Here is a 20,382-nt window from a genome sequence, read left to right on the forward strand (position 1 = left end):
AAAATAATAAAGCCGCTTTGATTATGAAGCGGCTTTACTTTCTTATGCGTAGGAATGCTTAGTGAAAAACTTTTTGTTCCAGTGTTTTTGCTTCAGCGATCATGGCAGCTAATGTTTCTGTTGAAGGAACCTTTCCCGTTAATCCAAACTTCTCATTTGTTTCAAGCATTTTGGTGTGAAGGTTTTCTGCATTGCGTGTGGCAAGTTCTTTCACAGTATCCACACCTGCAGCTTCCAGTAATTCAGCTGTCTGTCCGGCAACTCCGTTTATGCGATGAAGATCCGCATGGTTTACCCATGTAAGCACCAGGTTTTCAGGAATGCCGGTTACTTCATGAATGCCGATGCGTCCTTTTTTTGTTCCGCCTTGCAGCAACAAATCATCAGTGGTGAAAATAGCCATTGTTTCCAATCGTTTTGCATAGTTGCTTCCAATACCTTCAATATCGATCACTTTATAACTCATGATTCTTTTTTTAGTCTCGCAAAGTAAAGGAAAATACCTGCCCCAACACTTACCCGACAGCATAAAAAAACCGCTCCCCTAAGAGAAGCGGTTAGCCAGAGAATACAGCGTGAGCTGTATTACCAGCTGCTGAATCTTATACCGAAATTGTAAGGAATTTGCTCTAAGCCGTTTTTATGTAAGTTATTAAGCGCATAGCTTCCGTATAAACGAACTGCACCCAGGTTTAATTCACCAATGGCAGAAAGCTTCCATGGTTCAAGGTTGAAATCACTTCTTACTTTTTCTTTACCATTTTGTTCACTTTTCATTTTCTGACGTGCAGCGTACATGTAACCTGCACTTACACCGGCACTGAAGCCATAACCTCTTTTGCGTTTTGGTGCGAAGTTGAAATCGAGCATCACAGGTACAGTCAAATAATCGGCTGCGAGTTTATTTTTCTTGTACTTGAAATTATCGAAAGTGATGTTTGTTGTTGGTTCAGTATTATAGCGAACGCTTTTTTCGTGGCTGTAATTGTTCATTTCAACACCTAAACCATACTTGAGGTTTACAACATGTTTAATAATGTTTACACGTTGCATAAAGAACCAAACGTTTACATTAATCGAACGGCCGTTGCGTAACGACATTTGGTCTTTGCTGCCGGTGCCACCAGGGAAAAATGCCATTGCTTCAGGCGAAGCATAATTGGTTTGATCATTTACATTGGAAAAGCCAAGATCAAGAATTAACCAGTTAGTGCTTACGTTCGATTTTTTGTGGTCTTTGCGTTTTTTAATTTCAACTGATACGCCATCATCGTCGTCGTCGTCATCTTTCTCGTCTTTTTCAACTTTCTTTTCTTTGCCATCATGTTTTTTAATGATGATCATGTTGCCCACTTTAATTGTGTCGGCGCTTTGGGGTTTTGTGGTATCGCTTTGTGCATTAAGGCCGAGGCATAGAACGAGACCAAGCAATGATAAGATTGACTGCTTCATAAAAAATTCCATTTAAAGTTTTTGTTATTGGGTGTTTACCGCAAACACTGCAAAGCGTACTTCGGATGAGCTTGATTGAATACCGGTTTTACGTTCAAGAGTCCGTTTTGCTTTTTTCAGAAATCCTGCTATACCACTTTTGCGTTGCCTTTCTTCGTTAAGAAGAACATCGTCTTCTTCGTCGGCAACATCGTTGTTATAAGAAGCATAGCTGATGTTGTCTGCTATAGGTTGTACGGTTGAAGTTTTAGAAATGTTACTCGGAGCATCAATTTTTTCTACAGTTGTTGTTTCAATTACTTCTGTTTTTGCAATATCGGTTGAATTATCAACAACAGTTGCAGGTGAAGATGTTTCTGTAGCATTAACTGTTGCCAAAGATGTATTACCAGTTACTGATGTTTTTGATTTTTCTTTAGCGTCAACGGTTGTTGCGGTTGTTTGGTTGAACTCATTGTTCTGTTCCTGCAAGGTTTCATTCACAACATCTTTTACGGTTGAAGGCTTTACTTGCTCAGTTTGTTTTGTATCAGTTGTTTTTGTAACCTCAGCAAGTTGGCCTGGCTTATCAGTTGTTTTATTTCCATCCATTGCAAACCATACAGCACTGCCAAGCAATAAAGCTACTGCTGCAGCTGCACTCCATCTTCTTGCTGTTACACTTAATGAAAATACCCGTGCAGGTTCAGCTTGTTTGTAGAGTAAAGATTTATCGGGGAATACAATAGAAGCATCAGGGCTAACCTGGCTGCGGCGAAGCCATTGCAATTCTTTTTGCAGTGCGTTGTTTGAGAGAAGTTCTTTTTCCACTGCTGCTTTTTCATCAGCTTTTAATTCGCCATCCACATAAAGTAACAATTGCTCTTCGCTGATATTACTTTCTTCATCAACCGGTTTCAGTAAAGAGCTGATAAATGTTTCATCAAGCTTTGCATCAAATGTAAAAGTTGATTGCTGTATCAATTCAAACTCTTCCTGCAGATCTGGATTGGTGGCCACAAATGCTTCCACAATCTTCCGCTGCCCGGCTGTCAACTCATTGTCGACATACAGGAGGAAAAACTCTTCGTAATTATGGCGGTTAATGTTCATTGTTTCTTGCTTGTAGCTAAAAGCTTGAAGCTAATAGCTTGTTTTTTACATTACATTTTCAATACTCACTAAATAATTCTTCAACTGTAATCTTGCCCTGTGCAAATAAACTTTTACCTGGCTTTCGTTTAATCCCGTTATTTCACCAATCTCGTCGTAGCTATATCCTTCGTAATCTTTTAATAAAACCAAACTTCTCGCTGTTTCACTCAGACGGGCCAAAGCTTCTTCCAGCACTTTCTTCATATTATGTTGCGGCCGGTCCTGTACTCTCACTTCTTCTGCAAATTCTTCCCGAAGGCTCACCCGTTTGTGTTTGCGAATGTGATCGATCATCTGGTTGTAGGCAATGGTAAACAGGTAAGATTTGCTGCGTTCATTATCTACATTGTCTTTATTCACCCACAATTTTTCGAAAGCACTCTGCACAACGTCACGTGCATCTTCTTCGTGCCCCAAATTTTTGAGGATAAAACGGTATACGTTGTCGGCATACCGGGTCACACATTCATTATATTCTCTGGCGGTCATAAATCAGTTAGTGATCCGTGATGATAAGTTTAACTATCAGTGTTACGGACGGCAAAAACAAAAGTTACAGGAAATAAAAAATATTTTTAGAGCGTGCCTGAAAACGAGTCGAAAATAAAAAAGCCGGTTTGTGGTGCGCTGTTTGGCGCCGGTTTTTCCTGGCATGTTTTGCTGCATTTAGGAGAAGTAGCAGCTGATCTCTTGGTTGGTGTTATGTTAAGCAATGCCCATGCAGAAACGGTAACCAAGACCACGGCAACAAGAAGGATGATTTGCTTTTTCATAAACACCTGTTTAAAGGATGAGACGAAGGTAGAAGGAAAATGTTACACTTGAACCACATATTTGTGTGAATTTCCTGAACATGCAATCGGTTACGCATAAAAGAACCTCCGAATCCTCTTATTTTTGAGGCTTAAACTACTCCTATATGAATGAGAAATTAGTGCAACGAATTGCAAATGAACTGGATGAGATCAAGACCAACGGACTTTTTAAAACCGAAAGGGTGATTGAAAGTGCACAAGGTCCCGAGATCATGGTGAACGGGAAAATTGTGCTGAATTTCTGTGCGAACAATTACCTGGGCCTGTCTTCGCATCCAAAGGTGATTGATGCTGCAAAAAAATATGTTGATCTGCGTGGCTACGGTATGAGCAGTGTTCGCTTTATCTGCGGCACACAGGATATTCATAAAGAACTCGAGGCGAAAATTTCAAAATTTCTCGGTACAGAAGATACCATTTTATATGCAGCAGCTTTCGATGCCAATGGTGGCGTGTTTGAACCATTGTTTGGCGAACAGGATGCCATCATCAGTGATGCATTGAACCATGCCAGCATTATTGATGGCGTGCGTTTGTGTAAAGCACAGCGTTTCCGTTACGAACACAACAATATGGCTGATCTTGAAGTCAAATTGCAGGAAGCAGCAGGTGCCCGTAACCGTGTGATTGTAACCGATGGAAGTTTTAGCATGGATGGTACCATTGCCCAACTTGATAAAATTGTAGAGTTAGCCGAAAAATATGATGCAGCCATTATGGTGGATGAATGTCACAGCAGCGGCTTTCTTGGTAAGACCGGTCGTGGTACACATGAATATCGTGGTGTGATGGGTAAGATCGATATTATCACCGGCACATTGGGTAAAGCTTTAGGCGGCGCCAGTGGCGGCTTTACCAGCGGACGTAAGGAGGTAATTGAAATGTTACGCCAGCGTTCACGCCCGTATCTTTTCAGTAATACATTAGCACCAAGTATTGTAGGTGCATCCATTGCTGTAATGGATCTGTTGAGCGAAACAACTGAGCTGCGTGATAAACTTGAAGTGAATACAAAATACTTCCGCAGTAAAATGACAGCTGCAGGTTTTGATATTAAACCTGGTGATCATCCAATTGTTCCAATCATGTTATACGATGCAGTGGTGGCCCAGGATTTTGCAGCCAAATTGCTGAAGGAAGGTATTTATGTGATCGGTTTCTTTTTCCCCGTGGTGGCAAAAGGGCAGGCACGCATTCGTGTACAATTAAGTGCAGCGCATGATCAGCAGCATTTAGATAAAGCTATTGCCGCATTTACGAAAGTGGGTAAGGAGTTAGGCGTATTGAAAGAAGTAACAGCATGAGGCGTATAATATTCTTTGTTTATTTTATGGTGATGGTTGTGTGTTTATCTGCACAACCATCTTCTTTTCCGCAATCTTTTGTAGGCAACTGGAAAGGAATACTTACCTGGAACCGTCCGGAAAAAGTGTCGCAACAATTTGCAATGCGGCTGAATATTCAACATGTTGACAGCAACCGTTACACATGGCAAATCATTTATGGTAGTGATGATGATTCAACCTCTCAAAAGGTTGATGATCGTGCTTATTTATTAATTCCGGTTGATACTGCCAAAGGTCATTGGCAAATAGATGAACGCAATACTATTGTGCTTGATTGTTATTTTCTGGGCCGGAGTTTTACTTCTGTCTTTTCTGTTTCAGGAAACACAATAGTAGCCAGGTATGAATTAACTGCAGATGGAATGCTGGTTTCTTTCACCACTTATTCAACAAAAGCAATTACTACAACGGGTGGTATTTCAAACGAAATACCACCCGTTGATAGTTATAAAGTAATTGGAACGCAGCAAGGTTTACTGAAGCGGCAGAATTAAAAACTTTTAGTTATTATTTGATAGTGGGTATTAAACCCCGAATGCCCATATCAACTAATGTTTCACCTTTTAACGGTTCCCATTTTCCATTGGGATTTAAGTCTCTCCATTCAACGCTTTTATTAATACTAAAGCTACATTCTACAACAATATCTTTTGTTTCATTGCCGGTGATCTTCAGTTTTCCATTCGCAAAAGCGGCGGTTACAACACAGCTTCCTGCAGGTATGGGTGATGTATTGAACAATGGGTTGACAACAGTAGTTGCACCCGCAGGTGCCGAACCACTTTCTACAACAGGAATATTTGTGCCCAGCACCGGCACATTTGTTTCAAAACCCCAAAAGCCTTGTGAGCGGTTACCGTTTACCGTTACAGATTTCGATTTTACTGTAAACGTTTTAATATAGCTGTTAAAACCAATAAACGATGCAAGTGTTGCTGTTAGATCCTGGTTAATCGAAACACCATTAATGGTTGTGTCAACTCTTATTTTCACATCTCCATTTTGATAAGCCAGGGAAATACGCAGCCATTCATATTCTCCAATAGCAATTTTGTTGATGGGCACTTCAAAAAACACTTCGTTATTACCGGCCTGGGGAGCTTTTTCAAAATCAATTGCATTGCTGCCGCCTGCGGTTGTTTCTGCAGCATGATAAATAACTGCGCCTTTCCCGAGGAGGGTAAGTGCCCCGGGTGCAAGCTCAATATAATGCGCACTCATTTTATTCATCACACCACTTTGGGCTGCATTACCGGCAGGAATAGTGGATGGCTGCCCAATATTATTTAAGCGTGTTTGCGTAGAATCGAATTTAAATTTGAAGATTAGTTTTGCTGAACTGTTGCCTGTCTCGTTTTTCTTACAGCCTGTGCTGGTAAACAGGGCAATGCTTAGCAAGGCCAGGAGTGTACGGTACATAGTGGTTGGTTTGAGTTGTTAAACGCCGGGAAAAAGCGCTTATTGTTTTCCCGAAACTTTTAGGAGGCCATTCACATTCTCACTTTACTTTTGTGCAAAATTTTTAACATGCGGTTTGTTCCTGTTTTGTTTCTCCTGCTTGTGCTTTTCAATTCCTGTTCAATCAATAATTTTTCGATTGATAATGATTTAAAAAAATATTTCGATAAGTACAAGGCAACCGGATCTTTTGCGTTGTTTGATAACGCCCAGGCAGAGTTTAGCATTTATGATTCGGCCAATTTCAGGAAGCGTTTTACACCGGCCTCCACGTTTAAAATCGTAAACTCACTGATAGGTTTAGAAACAGGAAAAATATTTGATGAGAAAATGGTGATCAAATGGGATGGTGTGGTGAGAGAACGCACTGAGTTGAACAAGGATATGACTATGGAGGAAGCATTTAAAGTTTCATCGGTTCCATATTACCAGGAAGTGGCCCGCCGAATTGGTAGAGACACCATGCAGTTCTGGATCGATTCGATCAAGTATGGTAATATGAAACTGGGAACCGCTGTTGATTCTTTCTGGCTAAACAATTCCATCAAAATATCTCCCGATGAGCAATTGGGTTTAGTGAAGCGTTTGTATTTTGGTCAGCTTCCTTTTCAGAAACGTACGCAAGAGATCGTTAAGAAAGTGATGATGCAGGAAGATAATTCACTGTATAAACTTGCATACAAAACTGGATGGGGCTTCAACGAAAAAGGAGAGAACATAGGTTGGATCGTTGGATGGATAGAAGAAAATCGTCATCCTTACTTTTTTGTTTTACTTGTACAATCTCCCGATAAGAATTATGACATGCGCAACAATCGTCTTGCATTGCTGAAAGATATCCTGAAGCACTATGATTTTATGCAGGGGAAGAAATAAAACAATAGGCAACTGCCAATAAACAATAGGCAAGTTGTTCAATTTAAAAATGTCTTGCCAATTGAATAAATCTGGCTTAACTTTTGTTTCATAGGGTAAACCCGTATCTTGTAGTTCAATCACAATTATCCTTGTCTTCCTTCGCACATATCGAATATTTACTATTACTGGTGGTACTTATACCGGTCATTTTATTTTTTGTATTAAACAAACAGTGGAAGAAAAAGACGAAAAAGAAAATTGGTGACTTAGAGTTGGTGAACCTGTTAACTGCAAATCACTCCACGAAAAAATTTACCGCTAAGTTTATTCTCATACTTATTGCCATTGCATTAACAGCAGTGGGTGCAGCTAATCTTCGTACTGCGGGCAAAGCAGAGAATGTAAACCGGAAGGGAAGAGATATTATCATTGCCATGGATGTAAGTAAAAGCATGTTGGCCGATGATATAAAACCTTCCCGTTTGGATAAAGCAAAACAATTCATCAATAAACTTCTCGACCAGTTGCCTGATGATCGTGTGGGACTTATTTGGTTTGCCGGTAAAGCCTATTTGCCTATGCCTTTAACTGCCGACCAGGGTGCTGCTAAATTATATGTTCAATCGGCCGGGCCCGACGCAGTGCCAACCCAGGGAACAGTTATTGGTGAAGCAATGCGATTGGCAGCTGAAAGTTTTCCACAAGAAAGCAAACGATACAAAGTAATGCTGTTGATTACGGATGGTGAAGATCATGATGAAGCTGCTGAAGCGATGGCCCGCCAGTTAAAAGACCGTGGAATTTTATTATTAGCAATAGGGTTAGGAACAGCAGAAGGTTCACCCATCACCGACCCCGAAACGAAAGAATTTAAGAAAGATAATCTTGGACAAACAGTAGTGTCGAAATTGAATGAACCGTTGCTTCGTCAACTGGCTGCCGTTAATGGTGGATTATACGGCAACCTGGAGAACACAGATGAAATGCTGAAAGAAGTAACCGATATCATCAACCAGCTTGAAAAGAAAGGGGTTGAAGGAGAAGTGAGTAATACTAATTACTCTAACTATTTCATTTGGTTTCTGGCAGCTGCTTTGATGTTATTGATTGTTGAATTATTCATCAGGGAGCGGAAAAAATTATGAAGATCATTCTTACCATAGGATTGTTAATGATTGCTTTGCTTACCCGTGCGCAGGAAGGGGAAGTAATGAAGGGTAATCGTTATTACAAAGAAGGTAATTATGATAAGGCCGAAGAAGCTTACCAAAAGGCGTTAAGTAAAAAAGAAAATCTTATTGCACGTTACAACCTCGGCAATACACAGTATAAAAAAGAAAGTATTGATGATGCTGTAAAATCATTTGAGGGTGTAATCGGTGCCACCGATGATCCTGAACTGAAAACAAAAGCACTGTATAACAAAGGCGTTTTATTGCATAAAGGCAATCGATTAACGGAAGCCATTGATGCTTATAAACAAGCATTGCGTTTATCGCCTGGTGATGAAGAAGTAAGAAAAAATCTGCAATTGGCTCTTCAGCAAAAAAAGCAACAGGAACCGAAGCAGGAGCAGAAAAAGAAAGAGCAAAAAGAGAAGAAGCAGAAAGAGGAAAAAAAGAAAGAAGAGCCCAAGCCTCAACAACCTAAACCGCAAAAAAGCAAGCTTACCAAAAAGCAGGCAGAACAATACTTAAAAGCGCTTGAACAAAAAGAGCGTGAACTCCAGGAAAAAGTGCGCAAGAAAACTGCCGTTCCAAACCAGCCGGAAAAAGACTGGTAATGAATTTAAAAATTCGGCAATTTGAAAATGCAGGGAGTAGCATCTTATCTAAACCTTGCAGTCCTTTCTTTGTTACATTTGTGCTGAAATTTCACCAACCAGGTAATGGTGGATTTTTAAATTGTCCCATTTTCAAATTTTCAAATTGATGTTTCTTTATACTGCCTCCTTAACTGATTATAAACGACTGGCTACAAAAGAGGTAAAGATCGGCGATTTGCTGTTGGGTAATTTCCATCCCATCCGTTTGCAAACGATGACCACGACCGATACAATGGATACACTCGGCACAGTTGAACAGAGTATTCGTTGCATTGAAGCAGGAGCAGAGTTGGTACGCATTACCGCCCCGTCAAAAAAAGAAGCCGAGAATTTACAGAACATCAAAGACGAACTACGAAAAAGAGGCTACAACACACCGTTAGTGGCCGATATCCACTTTACACCCAATGCTGCCGAAATAGCTGCACGTATTGTTGAGAAAGTACGTGTCAATCCCGGTAACTATGTAGATAAGAAAAAGTTTGAACAAATAGAATACACCGATGCGGAATATCTGGAAGAGATCGATCGTATTCGTGAACGGTTTACTCCGTTGGTAAAAATTTGTAAGGAATACGGAACTGCCATGCGTATCGGCACCAATCATGGTTCCCTCAGCGATCGTATCATGAGTCGCTATGGCGATACTGCCATTGGCATGGTTGAAAGTGCAATGGAATTTTTGCGTATTGCACGGGCAGAAAGTTTTCACAACATCATGCTCAGTATGAAAAGCAGTAATCCACAGGTGATGGTGCAGGCATATCGTATGCTCATCAATCATATGATGGATGAGTTCAATGAATGTTATCCGTTACACCTTGGTGTTACAGAAGCGGGCGACGGAGAAGATGGTCGTGTAAAAAGTGCAGCGGGCATCGGTACATTGCTCGAAGATGGAATTGGCGATACGATACGTGTAAGCTTAACCGAAGATCCCGAATTTGAAATTCCTGTTTGCCGTGACCTTGTAAAACGTTATTCAGTTGATAGCGGCCGGTCGACAGTCTACAGTAAAGTTCCTCCAATCAGCAGTCCAGGTTTACCATACTCTGCTTTTGAATACAAACGCAGGCAGAGTTTCGCAGTTGGTAATGTAGGCGGTAAACAAGTGCCTGTTGTTATTGCCGATTTGAGCAAGCTTGATTCTATCACACCCAAAGAATTAGAACGTGTAGGTTATAAATATGATGAAGCAACCGACAAATGGACTATTGGAGATATGGCAGCTGATTATATTTTCATCGCCAGTCAAACATTGAACTTTGAGTTACCTGGCACGTTGAAAGTGATCGTTTATCCTGAAACATGGAAAGCGGCTGCTGCAACCGTTGCGGGTGAACAGAAGTACTTTCCCATTTTTGCCGACAGTGGTTTTGCAGAAGCAGAAGTGAAGAATGGTTTGATGAATTTTGTAATGATCGATTGTTACAATGATGATATTGAACTGAACGATTATACTTATCTCGATGCATTGGCAAACGATCCAACTGTTGTTATCTGTTTAAGCAGCACCAATAAAAACGCCATGCAAAGTGTGCGTCGTATGTTTATTGAATTGATGAATTGTAAGATCAATAATCCGGTTGTATTGGTCACTGATAGTAATTGGCAAACTGCTGATGAACATCTTATTCATTATTCTACTGAGTGCGGTGCGTTATTACTTGATGGCATGGGCGATGGTATTTGTTTAGGCATGAGTTCAAACAGTTATTCCTTGCAGAGCGCCAACTATTCACAAAACACAACAGGTAGAAATTACCTAAGCAACCAATCGCCTGAACAGTTCATCAATAATACGGCGTTCAGTATTTTACAGGCAACACGAACTCGTATTTCAAAAACGGAGTATATTTCATGTCCGAGTTGTGGAAGAACATTATTTGATCTGCAGGAAACCACGGCGAAGATTCGTTCGGTTACTAATCATTTGAAAGGAGTAAAGATTGCCATTATGGGATGTATTGTCAACGGCCCGGGAGAAATGGCAGATGCAGATTTTGGCTATGTAGGAAGCGGTCCGGGGAAAATTACATTGTATAAAGGAAAAGAAGTGGTGAAGCGCAGTGTTGATAGCGAAGTGGCCGTAGATGAACTTATTGATTTATTAAAAGAAAACAATGCCTGGGTTGAACCGGCATAAAACAATAACCAACAAAATGAAAATTGTAAAGATCATTGCAGGTATTTTAGTTATTGCATCGTTTGCAAGTTGCACGCTTAATGAAGAAATTGATTTGAGTACACCAGGAAAAGGTCAATACCTTGTTCATACTGATATGAGCCAGGTACTTACTATGATGAAAAGTATGGGAGGCGGTCAAATACCTGATAGTTTAAAAGACAAAGCAATCGACACTGTTATATCGTTGGCATCTCAACTTGATTCGTTGGATAAACCACTTAGTGCTGAAGATGAAGCTTATTTCAAGAATGGTAAGCTGCACATGGTCATGAATATGGTAGACAATAAGTTTACCATGGAGATGAAATATCCGGTTAAAGATCTGAAAGGTTTGCAACGATTTTTCGTGGTGAATCAATATGTCGATTCAGTAAACAAATCGAAGAAAAAAGAACCAGAGCCTGGTGAAGAGGGAGTGCCAAACGGGGGCGGTGGAGCTCCGGGTTTATCAGGAATAACGAGTATGATGTCGGGCATGCAATCGAAAGGAATGCCTTATTTGATTACCGATAGTAGTATACAGCGTGTCGTGATGTCAAAAGAAGATCTTACAGAAAGCATGGGTGAGCAAATGAAAGGTGCTGAAATGTTTATGTCGCAAATGATCATGAGTGCTACTATAAAGTTGCCACGACCTGTGAAGCGATTAGAAGGAAAAAACGTAAAACTGCAAGACGATAAGAAAACAGTATTCTTCACTACTTCTTTTGCTGAACTGAAAGAAGATCCTGAAAGTGGCGGCTTTCTAATAATATTTTAACCCGGTCAAAAAATCGGGAGACTAGTTTATAGAAACCTTTGCTTCTTATCTTTATTACCTCAACCAAGTTCAGATGCAAACAGATTTTCTTGTTATAGGTTCTGGTATTGCCGGATTAACATATGCTATTAAGGTAGCGGAGGCTTGTCCTGATAAGCAAGTGCTGATCGTTACCAAATCAAATGCTGATGAAACCAATACCAAATATGCACAAGGCGGTATTGCTGTGGTGAACGACCTGGAGAATGATAGTTTCGATAAACATATTGAAGACACATTGATTGCTGGCGATGGATTATGTGACGAAGAGATCGTAGAAATTGTGGTAAAGGAAGGTGCGCTGCGTGTAAATGAAATTATTGAATGGGGCGCCAGGTTCGATAAGGAAACAGATGGTGATTATTCTTTAGGTAAAGAGGGTGGACATAGTGAGAACCGCATTCTTCATCACAAAGATGTTACTGGTGCTGAAATGGAAAGAGCATTGCTTGAAACCATAAGACGCAGCAAGAATATTACGTTTGTGAATCATTATTTTGTTGTTGATATTATCACACAACATCACCTTGGTTTTCTTGTAACCAAAGCAACGCCCGATGTGCAATGTTATGGCGTGTATGCATTAAACCTCCAAACAAATGCCATTGAAGTAATACAGGCAAAAATCACGTTGCTTGCGGCCGGTGGTAACGGCCAGGTGTATCGCACCACCACTAATCCCATTATTGCCAGTGGCGATGGTGTTGCCATGGTGTATCGTGCAAAAGGCAGAATTGAAAACATGGAGTTCATCCAGTTTCATCCAACTGCATTATACCAGGCAGGCCAAAAGGGACAAGCGTTTTTAATTACTGAAGCCGTTCGTGGCGATGGTGGTATTCTTCGCAATCACCAGGGAATTGCATTCATGGAGCAATATGATGAACGAAAAGATCTTGCTCCACGTGATATTGTGGCAAGAGCTATTGATAGTGAAATGAAGATTGGCGGTACGGAACATGTGTGGCTCGATTGTACGCATATGGATATTGAAAAGTTCATTCATCATTTCCCCAATATTTATGAAAAATGTAAAAGTCTGGGGATAGATGTAGCCAAACATATGATCCCTGTTGCCCCTGCGGCGCATTATAGTTGTGGTGGTATTAAAACCGACGAATGGGGCCGCACATCCATAAAGAATTTATATGCAGCCGGCGAATGCGCAAGCACAGGTTTGCATGGTGCCAACCGTTTAGCAAGTAATTCGTTGCTCGAAGCAATGGTGTTTGCTCACCGTAGTTATATGGACGGGGTTGAAAAGATAAAACGATTAAATGCTGAACAGCCTGCCTTGCCGGGATGGAATGCAAAAGGTACAAGTCAACCAAAAGAGATGATCCTGATTACGCAAAGCTTAAAAGAATTGCAACAGGTCATGAGCGATTATGTTGGTATTGTGCGTAACGATATTCGTTTGCAAAGAGCCATGCGTCGTTTAGATCTGTTGTGGGAAGAAACAGAAAATTTATATAGAAGCAGTTCGATCTCTCCGCAGATCATGGAACTGCGTAACATGATCACTGTGGGCTATCTTATAACAAAAGGTGCGTCGTTTAGAAAGGAGAGCAGGGGTTTGCATTTCAACACCGATTATCCATCAAAAGATTTGTTACTTCAGAACATTGTATTATAAGCATTGATGAGAATGCACCAACACTAACTTCGCTGTATGTATTATATCGTTTACGGTTTCCTGCGGTTGCTTTCATTTCTTCCAATGGCAGTTCTGTACCTGCTTTCAGATTTTGCATACTTCATCATCTATTATGTTGTTGGTTATCGTAAAGAAGTTGTGATGAACAATCTCTTGATTGCGTTCCCCGAAAAAACCGAAACGGAACGTAAGAAGATTATGAAAGAATTTTATCACAACTTCTGTGATACGTTTATTGAAATGATTAAAATGTTTGAGTGGAGTACAGAAGAAATTAAAAAAAGGTTTACATGTAATATTGAAGTGATGAACGATTTTGTTGGGCACGAGCAAAATGTGCTCATTGTGTCGGGTCATTATTTCAATTGGGAAATGGCTAATCTTGGTTTAGGAGCCGTTTCAAAACTGCCTTTCGTTGTGGTATATATGCCAATACGCAATAAAGCCATGGAGAAAATTATGTATGACCTGAGGCGAAAGACCGGTGTTATTTTAGTGCCTGCTACCGATTTCCAAAACAAGGTGAAAGAGCATACCAAAAATCAACACGCATTGATTCTTGTGGGTGATCAAAGTCCCGGAAATCCAACGAAAGGTTATTGGACCAGTTTTTTCAATAAGCCTGCGCCATTTCCACGAGGACCTGAGATGGGTGCAAGAAGAAATAGCAACGTGGTTATTTATATTAATTTTTACAAGGTAAAACGTGGCTATTACAATGCCGAACTTGAATTACTGACGGCAAATGCATCAGGATACAAAGAAGGACAAATTACACGCCTCATCGTTGACAAAATTGAAAATTCTATCCGCCAGCGCCCTGCAAATTATTTATGGAGCCACAGAAGATGGAAGCATGAATGGAAAGAAGAGTATCGCAAGATGTGGATTGATAAATAAGCGTACCGTGTTTTAACGGTAAATAAAAATGATTTAACGGTTTCTGTTCAAGTATATGGTTGGTGTTGACAAACTTATTAGTTTTAAGCGCAAACCCAAATTATTCAATTGTAAACTACTTGATCATGCCAGGAGGAAAAATTTCTAAGAAAGAAGTTGTTCGCTTAGTAAAAAAATTTAAAAAGAGCGGAGAAAAACACAATACCAAAGCTGTTTGGTTTTCATTAAATGATATTCAGGAAATTACTAAACTAATTGAGAACTTAAACGATCCTGCAAGTGGTAAAACTGGCGATGGCGTTCGGTTGTATTATGGACGTTATCCAGATTATGCCGCTGAAAATGCGAAAGGAAATAAAAATACCATTCTGTTTGTTCCAACATACAGTAAAGATGGAGGAAGCACCCATCATGATTATATTTCGGCAGAAGAAGTAAAAAAACTTTCAGAAGAAATAGGTGACCCCGACGGTGGTAGTGAAAAAGATGCGCTTGCAATGGAGGAGGATGGAAAAGAAGGTTATAACCATGGGGATCTTTGTCCGAGCGATTGCGACGGTGCAACAGTTGGCGGTGCTTAATTAATCAACACAGCATGTTTTCGTTTTTAGCGTTACATAATTATTTTGAAGTAGTAGCCTTGCTGGCCAGCTTAATATTTTGGCGATATATTAAACATACGCCTTTGCGCTGGCTGGCATTTTTCCTGTTATTTATTGTAGCCGTGGAGGTAACCGGCAAGTATTATAAATCGGTTTTACACCAGCCCAATGCATGGTTGTATAATTTTTCAGTGCCGGTCGAATATTTATTCTACGCCTGGTTGCTCAGCCAATACTTTCGAAGTAAAGTGTTTGTAAAGATCACACAGGTTTTTTTAATCGGCTTTTTTGTATTTGCAGGCTTGCAATTGTCTGTGCTAGGAGAAATAGCAACGTTCAACAGCATTTTCCTTAAGATCGGTAGCCTGGCCATGATCATTTTCTGCTGTTTTTATTTCATAGATTTTATACGGGCCGAAGTTCCGTTGAATCCTGTTAAAGAACCCATGTTTTGGATCGCTTCCGGTTTATTTTTATTTAATGCTGGCGAGTTTTTGTATGTTTCTTTATCGCATATCGTTTTTAGTGATTGGCAAAAATGGAAACCAATCATCAGCAAGATCAACAATAATTTAGTTGTACTCTTGTATACAACTATTTCAATTGGCATTATAACATTGGCGCAGAAAAAATGGATTCAGAAATCGAACAACTACTGATCACCTTCACAATAGCTATTTTGTTATTGGGATGTTTTATCATTGTCTTTGTCATCATCTATCGTTTGCGTATGAATAACTACCTGAAAGAAAAGGAGCAAACCAGGCTTCTTTATGAACAAACGCTTTTGCAAACTCAACTCGAGATACAAGAACAAACGCTCAAGAATATATCGCAGGAAATTCATGACAACGTTGGCCAGGTGCTAACACTTGCAAAACTTAATCTGGCTACAACTGCAGTTGAAGATATAAGTGCAAGGGACAAAATAAAAACGAGTCAGCAATTGATTGGTAAAGCCATACAGGATCTTCGTGATCTCAGCCGAAGTCTCAATACCGATTATGTAGAAGAGATGGGGCTTCTTCGTTCAATTGAACATGAGTTGGAATTATTGAAGAAAACAGAGAGCATACAAACAAGTTTCAACATTACCGGAGCTACAATAAAACTTGATAAGCAGAAAGAACTCATTTTGTTTCGTATAGTTCAAGAGGCAATTCACAATGTAATACGTCATGCTGAAGCAAGCAAAATAGACGCTTCAGTTAAATTCAGTGATGATGCAATGGAAATTTGCATTGAGGATAATGGTAAAGGATTTGATTTACAACCGCTACAGGATCGGGGAAATAAATCGTTCGGACTAGGTATACGCAATATGCACGAACGAGCAACATTAATTGGTGCTCGTTTTTCTATCGACAGCTTGGCCGGCAAAGGAACAAAACTTTATCTTCAGGTATCATTAAATTAAATAGATGATGAAGCAGGAGCAAAAAATAAAAGTTGCATTGGCTGATGATCATATTTTGCTCAGGAAAGGTCTTGCAGGAGTGGTAGATAGTTTTGGTGACTATGCAGTATTATTTGAAGCTGATAACGGGCAGCATTTTACAGAACAGATAAAGAAATATGGCGAACCTGATCTGGTGCTGATGGACATCAACATGCCAGACATGGATGGTTATGCTACAACCAAATGGCTGAAACAACATCACCCACAAGTGAATGTAATTGCATTATCGATGTATGATAATGAAAATGCCATTATACGAATGTTTAAAGCCGGCGCAAAAGGATATATCCTGAAAGACAGCGAACCACCGGAATTAAAAAATGCATTGGATTCAGTTTATAAAAAAGGATATTATTATTCTGAACTTGTAACCGGCCGCTTGATCCATTCCATCAATAAAATGGATGATGAAAAGAGCGAAATAAAAATGTTGAACAATTTAAACGACCGGGAAATAGAATTTTTGAAGCATGCCTGCACAGAGCTGACGTATAAAGAAATTGCAGAAAAAATGCATCTGAGTCCACGAACGATTGATGGCTATCGTGATATCCTTTTTGAAAAGCTTGAAGTAAAAACAAGGGTAGGGCTGGTGATGTATGCTATAAAAAACAGTATCGTAACAGTATAAAAAATCCCGCTGCCAGGCGGGATTTTCAATTAGTTTAAAACACTTTTTTCTTTCACTATTTCAATTTTCTGTTCTTTTATTTTATTGAAACCTCCAACAACATTGCGTAGGTTATGAAAACCCTGGCGCTTAAGTATGGAAGAAGCAATGATGCTTCTGTAACCGCTTTGGCAATGTACATACAGGTTGTCCCTTTCTTCAATATTGGCCATTAATCCCGGGTCCATAATATCGCCCAACGGAAGGCATACTGCATCTTTCACATGACCATCAGCAAATTCAGTTTCCTTACGCACATCAACTACTACAAGGTTATCATCAAATGGTAAATCCATTGCAAGTTCATCTGCTTCCACCTCAATAATCAGGTCAACTTCTTCAGCAGCATTTCTCCATGCTTCAAACCCACCTTTTAAATAACCACCCACTTTATCAAATCCAACTCTTGCCAAACGTACAATGGTTTCTTCTTCCTTTCCCTCATCGGTCACTAATAAAATAGTTTCATCAAACGGCAATAATGCACCAGCCCATTCTGCAAAACGTCCTTCCAGGCCAATGCTGATCGATCCCGGAATAAAACCTTGTGTAAATGTATCTGCATGACGGGTATCAAGGATAAACGTTTTAGGTTCGTTTGCTTTTTGTTTGAACGAAGCAATATCCAGTTCAGTAAGGCCTTTCTTCAACACAGCATCTAAGGATCCATACCCTTCTTTATTAATGCGGGCATTCACAGGAAAATATTTTGGAGGGGCATCGAGTCCATCCGTTACTGCTTTAATAAATTCTTCTTTACCTGGTTGTTGCAAAGCATAATTGGTTTGCTTTTGCTCACCAACAGTGCTTGATGTTTCGGGGCCAAGACTTTTACCACAGGAACTACCGGGGCCATGCGCCGGGTAAACGATAACATCATCCGCCAGCGGCATTATTTTTTGTTGTAACGACTCATATAATTTACCCGCAAGCTCACTCATGGAAATATCGCCTCCTTGTGCAAGATCAGGACGGCCAACATCTCCCACAAACAATGTATCGCCGGTAAATACACAATGGTCTTTACCGTTTTCATCTTTCAATAAATAACAAGAGCTTTCCAATGTATGACCCGGAGTGTGTAATACTTCCATGGTTAAATCGCCAACCTTAAACTGTTCACCATCTTTCGCAACATAAACCGGAAACGACGTTTCTGTTTGCGGTCCATAAACAATGGGTGCGTTCGACTGGCGTGCAAGATCGAGATGACCGCTTACAAAATCGGCGTGGAAATGTGTTTCAAAAATATATTTGATAGTAGCGTTTCTTTCCTTTGCCAGGTTGAGGTAAACTTCAACATCCCGTAATGGATCAATAATGGCGCATTCACCATTACTTTCAATATAGTAGGCAGCTTCACTCAAACAGTTTGTATACAGCTGTTGTACGTACATAATCTTCTTTGCTTTTTTTGCAAAAGTACGTTAGTCTGCTTAAACAGCCTCAAGAGTGGTAATAGGTGTGGGAATAGATCAGGCGAGGAGTTGAGTTACAAAGTCATTCACTTCCTGCAAACGGTCGTGGTTAACTGTGTACCATATGAATTTGCCTTCTCTCGTTGTTTTTACAATGTTGCTGCGTCGCAAAATTGCTAAATGTTGCGATGCCACCGATTGTTCAAGCCGAAGCTTTACATAAATCTCGGTTACGGTCATTTGACCATTCTCGTTAATAAGTTGAATAATTTGTTGCCTCAGTTTGTGGTTTACAGAACGAAGGATGAGTGAGGCTTTCTTCACAGCATGATAATCCAGAGAAATAGGAACATAGCCCTCTTTTTTCTTAGTCGTTGCCATCTCAGGGTAGTTTTGTGGTTGGGTAATTTGGGTGCTAAATCTATATACAGTAAATCTAACAGTAAAATTACGTATTCAATAGTCGTAAAAGACATAATTCATATCTGCGTGGAATGGAACTCTTTACCGTATACAGGAATTGAATAAGCGAGTGATATAAATTCCTTTTGACGGTAACATCGCTCAGCTAATTCCGCCATGTTGCCGGCATTCCAATCGATATCTAAAAACGATCCATTAGGGCTTGAGCAAATAGTTTGCCATTTGGCAGAGCCGTCGCCAAAAAAGAACATGCGTGTGTTGGCCAGTTCATTTTTGAATGAATCGGCAGATAAAATGAGTGCGGAAATGGGAGAAACGGGCTGTAAACCGGGTGAATAAAGAGCGGTAAATACTTCCATGCGCCGGGCATCAATCATGGGGCATAACAACGCCGATGGATCGTTTCGAACGCTAGGTACGGCGGCAGCACTCATGACGAGCGTGGTTTCGATGGCAATCAAAGGAATGTCCAATGCATAGGCCAGGCCTTTGGCAGATGCAAAACCCACCCGCAGTCCGGTATAAGAACCCGGACCAGAAGTTACAGCAACTGCCTCAAGGTCTTGAAGCGTTTGGTTTGTTTCGTTTAATAGTGAGTGGATGGCCGGTTGCAGAAATGAAGCGTGGTCTTTTTGATTCTGATTGGTTTTTAAAGCAATTACAGTTCCATCTTTTGCTAAAGCAACTGATGCGTGGGTGGTAGAGGTATCAATGCAAAGCAACAACGCCATATCAGTTCTTAATGGTTTTAATAATTGGTGAAGCGGGTTGATAATGTTTATCTTCTTTAGCCAGGTTTTGTAAAAGTGCCTTTATACGATCAATGCCAATTGCATTACACCATTCAAACGGACCCATTGGGTAATTGGTTCCTAATTTCATTGCCGTGTCAGTAGCTGCTTCAGTAGCTACTTCTTCTTCAATGCTTAGAAATGCTTCGTTAATGATCATACTCACTGTTTTTGCACTAACAAAACCGGGATGATCTGCTGTTCTAAACGAAGGAATGTGTAAAGCTTGGAAAAGGGATTGAAAATTTTCTATCTGGTCATCAGAAACCGCAAATTCAATACAATTCCTGTTGGCAAAAGTTGGCCAGTGATTGAAACGGGCGATGGGCAGTTTTGCATCAAGGCCCCATTCTTTTAAGGTCAACACAACTGAGCCTATGAGCACGGGTGTTGTAGTGTTCCGGTATTGATCAATCAGATGAGGATTTTCTTCGACTGTAAGGTCGATGATGCAATCGCTTGTCTTCAGATCATTGGGCGACAATGCTTCTCTAATTGTACAATCGATGCCTGCAAAAGGAAATTCTTTTCCAAACAAATATGTAATAGGTTGAGAGCTGATGAGAGTCAAACGCATAGGGGCAAAT

Annotated in this window: 23 protein-coding genes; 13 read left to right on the plus strand and 10 right to left on the minus strand. The window is 40.2% G+C overall.

Going from position 1 to position 20,382, the window contains the following annotated elements; genetic code table 11:
* Positions 1–58 precede the first annotated feature (58 nt).
* From ACO1QW_RS07155 to ACO1QW_RS07175, 5 genes are all read right to left on the minus strand, one after another.
* A complete protein-coding gene (locus tag ACO1QW_RS07155; RefSeq protein ID WP_486257050.1) occupies positions 59–466 on the minus strand; it encodes a DUF4332 domain-containing protein in 408 nt (135 codons plus the stop codon).
* A 119-nt stretch (positions 467–585) separates the two neighbouring features.
* Complete coding sequence (locus ACO1QW_RS07160) at positions 586–1,452, minus strand: outer membrane beta-barrel protein (protein ID WP_486257052.1); 867 nt, start codon at positions 1,450–1,452, stop codon at positions 586–588.
* Positions 1,453–1,476: 24 nt separating this feature from the next.
* Positions 1,477–2,544 carry an anti-sigma factor family protein gene (locus ACO1QW_RS07165; RefSeq protein WP_486257053.1) on the minus strand — a complete coding sequence of 356 codons (1,068 nt, stop codon included), beginning with the start codon at positions 2,542–2,544 and terminating at the stop codon, positions 1,477–1,479.
* A gap of 45 nt (positions 2,545–2,589) precedes the next feature.
* The gene (locus tag ACO1QW_RS07170; protein WP_486257055.1) at positions 2,590–3,075 is read right to left on the minus strand and encodes an RNA polymerase sigma factor; all 486 of its coding nucleotides are present in this window, start codon (positions 3,073–3,075) and stop codon (positions 2,590–2,592) included.
* Positions 3,076–3,161: 86 nt separating this feature from the next.
* A complete protein-coding gene (locus ACO1QW_RS07175; protein ID WP_486257056.1) occupies positions 3,162–3,359 on the minus strand; it encodes a hypothetical protein in 198 nt (65 codons plus the stop codon).
* 146 nt (positions 3,360–3,505) lie between these two features.
* On the opposite strand from ACO1QW_RS07175, the gene kbl reads away from it, so the two are divergent.
* Complete coding sequence (gene kbl / locus ACO1QW_RS07180; protein ID WP_486257058.1) at positions 3,506–4,705, plus strand: glycine C-acetyltransferase; 1,200 nt, start codon at positions 3,506–3,508, stop codon at positions 4,703–4,705.
* The gene (locus ACO1QW_RS07185; RefSeq protein ID WP_486257060.1) at positions 4,702–5,241 is read left to right on the plus strand and encodes a hypothetical protein; all 540 of its coding nucleotides are present in this window, start codon (positions 4,702–4,704) and stop codon (positions 5,239–5,241) included. Before kbl ends, ACO1QW_RS07185 begins: the two co-directional genes overlap by 4 nt.
* A 13-nt stretch (positions 5,242–5,254) precedes the next feature.
* Here ACO1QW_RS07185 and ACO1QW_RS07190 read toward each other — a convergent pair whose 3' ends face one another.
* On the minus strand, positions 5,255–6,166 hold the full coding sequence (locus tag ACO1QW_RS07190) for a hypothetical protein (protein ID WP_486257062.1): 912 nt from the start codon (positions 6,164–6,166) through the stop codon (positions 5,255–5,257).
* Between the two features lie 108 nt (positions 6,167–6,274).
* Here ACO1QW_RS07190 and ACO1QW_RS07195 point away from each other — a divergent pair, with 108 nt between their 5' ends.
* The 11 genes from ACO1QW_RS07195 (at position 6,275) to ACO1QW_RS07245 (ending at position 17,124) form a co-directional block, all read left to right on the plus strand.
* Positions 6,275–7,081, plus strand: a complete 807-nt coding sequence (locus ACO1QW_RS07195) for a penicillin-binding transpeptidase domain-containing protein (RefSeq protein ID WP_486257064.1) — start codon at positions 6,275–6,277, stop codon at positions 7,079–7,081.
* Positions 7,082–7,212: 131 nt separating this feature from the next.
* Positions 7,213–8,208 carry a VWA domain-containing protein gene (locus tag ACO1QW_RS07200; RefSeq protein ID WP_486257066.1) on the plus strand — a complete coding sequence of 332 codons (996 nt, stop codon included), beginning with the start codon at positions 7,213–7,215 and terminating at the stop codon, positions 8,206–8,208.
* Positions 8,205–8,846, plus strand: a complete 642-nt coding sequence (locus tag ACO1QW_RS07205) for a tetratricopeptide repeat protein (RefSeq protein WP_486257068.1) — start codon at positions 8,205–8,207, stop codon at positions 8,844–8,846. Before ACO1QW_RS07200 ends, ACO1QW_RS07205 begins: the two co-directional genes overlap by 4 nt.
* 148 nt (positions 8,847–8,994) lie before the next feature.
* A complete protein-coding gene (gene ispG / locus ACO1QW_RS07210; RefSeq protein WP_486257070.1) occupies positions 8,995–11,034 on the plus strand; it encodes a (E)-4-hydroxy-3-methylbut-2-enyl-diphosphate synthase in 2,040 nt (679 codons plus the stop codon).
* 16 nt (positions 11,035–11,050) lie between these two features.
* Positions 11,051–11,836 (plus strand): hypothetical protein, encoded by a 786-nt coding sequence (locus ACO1QW_RS07215; RefSeq protein WP_486257071.1) that lies wholly within the window; start codon positions 11,051–11,053, stop codon positions 11,834–11,836.
* Between the two features lie 73 nt (positions 11,837–11,909).
* Positions 11,910–13,511, plus strand: coding sequence for an L-aspartate oxidase (nadB, locus tag ACO1QW_RS07220; protein WP_486257073.1), 1,602 nt, complete (start codon positions 11,910–11,912; stop codon positions 13,509–13,511).
* A gap of 36 nt (positions 13,512–13,547) precedes the next feature.
* On the plus strand, positions 13,548–14,432 hold the full coding sequence (locus tag ACO1QW_RS07225) for a lysophospholipid acyltransferase family protein (protein WP_486257075.1): 885 nt from the start codon (positions 13,548–13,550) through the stop codon (positions 14,430–14,432).
* Between the two features lie 125 nt (positions 14,433–14,557).
* Positions 14,558–15,013: a hypothetical protein gene (locus tag ACO1QW_RS07230; RefSeq protein ID WP_486257077.1), complete on the plus strand. Its 456-nt coding sequence runs from the start codon at positions 14,558–14,560 to the stop codon at positions 15,011–15,013.
* Between the two features lie 14 nt (positions 15,014–15,027).
* A complete protein-coding gene (locus ACO1QW_RS07235; RefSeq protein WP_486257079.1) occupies positions 15,028–15,693 on the plus strand; it encodes a hypothetical protein in 666 nt (221 codons plus the stop codon).
* On the plus strand, positions 15,666–16,451 hold the full coding sequence (locus ACO1QW_RS07240) for a sensor histidine kinase (RefSeq protein ID WP_486257081.1): 786 nt from the start codon (positions 15,666–15,668) through the stop codon (positions 16,449–16,451). The genes ACO1QW_RS07235 and ACO1QW_RS07240 overlap by 28 nt, the downstream gene beginning before the upstream one ends.
* 4 nt (positions 16,452–16,455) lie before the next feature.
* Entirely contained in the window at positions 16,456–17,124 is a 669-nt protein-coding gene (locus ACO1QW_RS07245; protein WP_486257083.1) for a response regulator, read from the plus strand.
* 29 nt (positions 17,125–17,153) lie between these two features.
* Here ACO1QW_RS07245 and ACO1QW_RS07250 read toward each other — a convergent pair whose 3' ends face one another.
* From ACO1QW_RS07250 to ACO1QW_RS07265, 4 genes are all read right to left on the minus strand, one after another.
* A complete protein-coding gene (locus tag ACO1QW_RS07250) occupies positions 17,154–18,560 on the minus strand; it encodes an MBL fold metallo-hydrolase (RefSeq protein WP_486257085.1) in 1,407 nt (468 codons plus the stop codon).
* A 78-nt stretch (positions 18,561–18,638) separates the two neighbouring features.
* Positions 18,639–18,962 carry an ArsR/SmtB family transcription factor gene (locus tag ACO1QW_RS07255; protein ID WP_486257086.1) on the minus strand — a complete coding sequence of 108 codons (324 nt, stop codon included), beginning with the start codon at positions 18,960–18,962 and terminating at the stop codon, positions 18,639–18,641.
* Positions 18,963–19,060: 98 nt separating this feature from the next.
* Entirely contained in the window at positions 19,061–19,735 is a 675-nt protein-coding gene (gene tsaB / locus ACO1QW_RS07260; protein ID WP_486257088.1) for a tRNA (adenosine(37)-N6)-threonylcarbamoyltransferase complex dimerization subunit type 1 TsaB, read from the minus strand.
* Position 19,736: 1 nt separating this feature from the next.
* On the minus strand, positions 19,737–20,372 hold the full coding sequence (locus tag ACO1QW_RS07265; RefSeq protein ID WP_486257090.1) for a 3-hydroxyacyl-CoA dehydrogenase family protein: 636 nt from the start codon (positions 20,370–20,372) through the stop codon (positions 19,737–19,739).
* Between the last annotated feature and the right edge of the window lie 10 nt (positions 20,373–20,382).

It is taken from the genome of Lacibacter sp. (genome assembly GCF_057361365.1).

Coding starts and splice junctions, on each gene's coding strand:
- ACO1QW_RS07155 (WP_486257050.1), bottom strand. CDS start 466: ATGAGTTATAAAGTGATCGATATTGAAGGTATTGGAAGCAACTATGCA.
- ACO1QW_RS07160 (WP_486257052.1), bottom strand. CDS start 1,452: ATGAAGCAGTCAATCTTATCATTGCTTGGTCTCGTTCTATGCCTCGGC.
- ACO1QW_RS07165 (WP_486257053.1), bottom strand. CDS start 2,544: ATGAACATTAACCGCCATAATTACGAAGAGTTTTTCCTCCTGTATGTC.
- ACO1QW_RS07170 (WP_486257055.1), bottom strand. CDS start 3,075: ATGACCGCCAGAGAATATAATGAATGTGTGACCCGGTATGCCGACAAC.
- ACO1QW_RS07175 (WP_486257056.1), bottom strand. CDS start 3,359: ATGAAAAAGCAAATCATCCTTCTTGTTGCCGTGGTCTTGGTTACCGTT.
- kbl (WP_486257058.1), top strand. CDS start 3,506: ATGAATGAGAAATTAGTGCAACGAATTGCAAATGAACTGGATGAGATC.
- ACO1QW_RS07185 (WP_486257060.1), top strand. CDS start 4,702: ATGAGGCGTATAATATTCTTTGTTTATTTTATGGTGATGGTTGTGTGT.
- ACO1QW_RS07190 (WP_486257062.1), bottom strand. CDS start 6,166: ATGTACCGTACACTCCTGGCCTTGCTAAGCATTGCCCTGTTTACCAGC.
- ACO1QW_RS07195 (WP_486257064.1), top strand. CDS start 6,275: ATGCGGTTTGTTCCTGTTTTGTTTCTCCTGCTTGTGCTTTTCAATTCC.
- ACO1QW_RS07205 (WP_486257068.1), top strand. CDS start 8,205: ATGAAGATCATTCTTACCATAGGATTGTTAATGATTGCTTTGCTTACC.
- ispG (WP_486257070.1), top strand. CDS start 8,995: ATGTTTCTTTATACTGCCTCCTTAACTGATTATAAACGACTGGCTACA.
- ACO1QW_RS07215 (WP_486257071.1), top strand. CDS start 11,051: ATGAAAATTGTAAAGATCATTGCAGGTATTTTAGTTATTGCATCGTTT.
- nadB (WP_486257073.1), top strand. CDS start 11,910: ATGCAAACAGATTTTCTTGTTATAGGTTCTGGTATTGCCGGATTAACA.
- ACO1QW_RS07225 (WP_486257075.1), top strand. CDS start 13,548: ATGTATTATATCGTTTACGGTTTCCTGCGGTTGCTTTCATTTCTTCCA.
- ACO1QW_RS07230 (WP_486257077.1), top strand. CDS start 14,558: ATGCCAGGAGGAAAAATTTCTAAGAAAGAAGTTGTTCGCTTAGTAAAA.
- ACO1QW_RS07235 (WP_486257079.1), top strand. CDS start 15,028: ATGTTTTCGTTTTTAGCGTTACATAATTATTTTGAAGTAGTAGCCTTG.
- ACO1QW_RS07240 (WP_486257081.1), top strand. CDS start 15,666: ATGGATTCAGAAATCGAACAACTACTGATCACCTTCACAATAGCTATT.
- ACO1QW_RS07245 (WP_486257083.1), top strand. CDS start 16,456: ATGATGAAGCAGGAGCAAAAAATAAAAGTTGCATTGGCTGATGATCAT.
- ACO1QW_RS07250 (WP_486257085.1), bottom strand. CDS start 18,560: ATGTACGTACAACAGCTGTATACAAACTGTTTGAGTGAAGCTGCCTAC.
- ACO1QW_RS07255 (WP_486257086.1), bottom strand. CDS start 18,962: ATGGCAACGACTAAGAAAAAAGAGGGCTATGTTCCTATTTCTCTGGAT.
- tsaB (WP_486257088.1), bottom strand. CDS start 19,735: ATGGCGTTGTTGCTTTGCATTGATACCTCTACCACCCACGCATCAGTT.
- ACO1QW_RS07265 (WP_486257090.1), bottom strand. CDS start 20,372: ATGCGTTTGACTCTCATCAGCTCTCAACCTATTACATATTTGTTTGGA.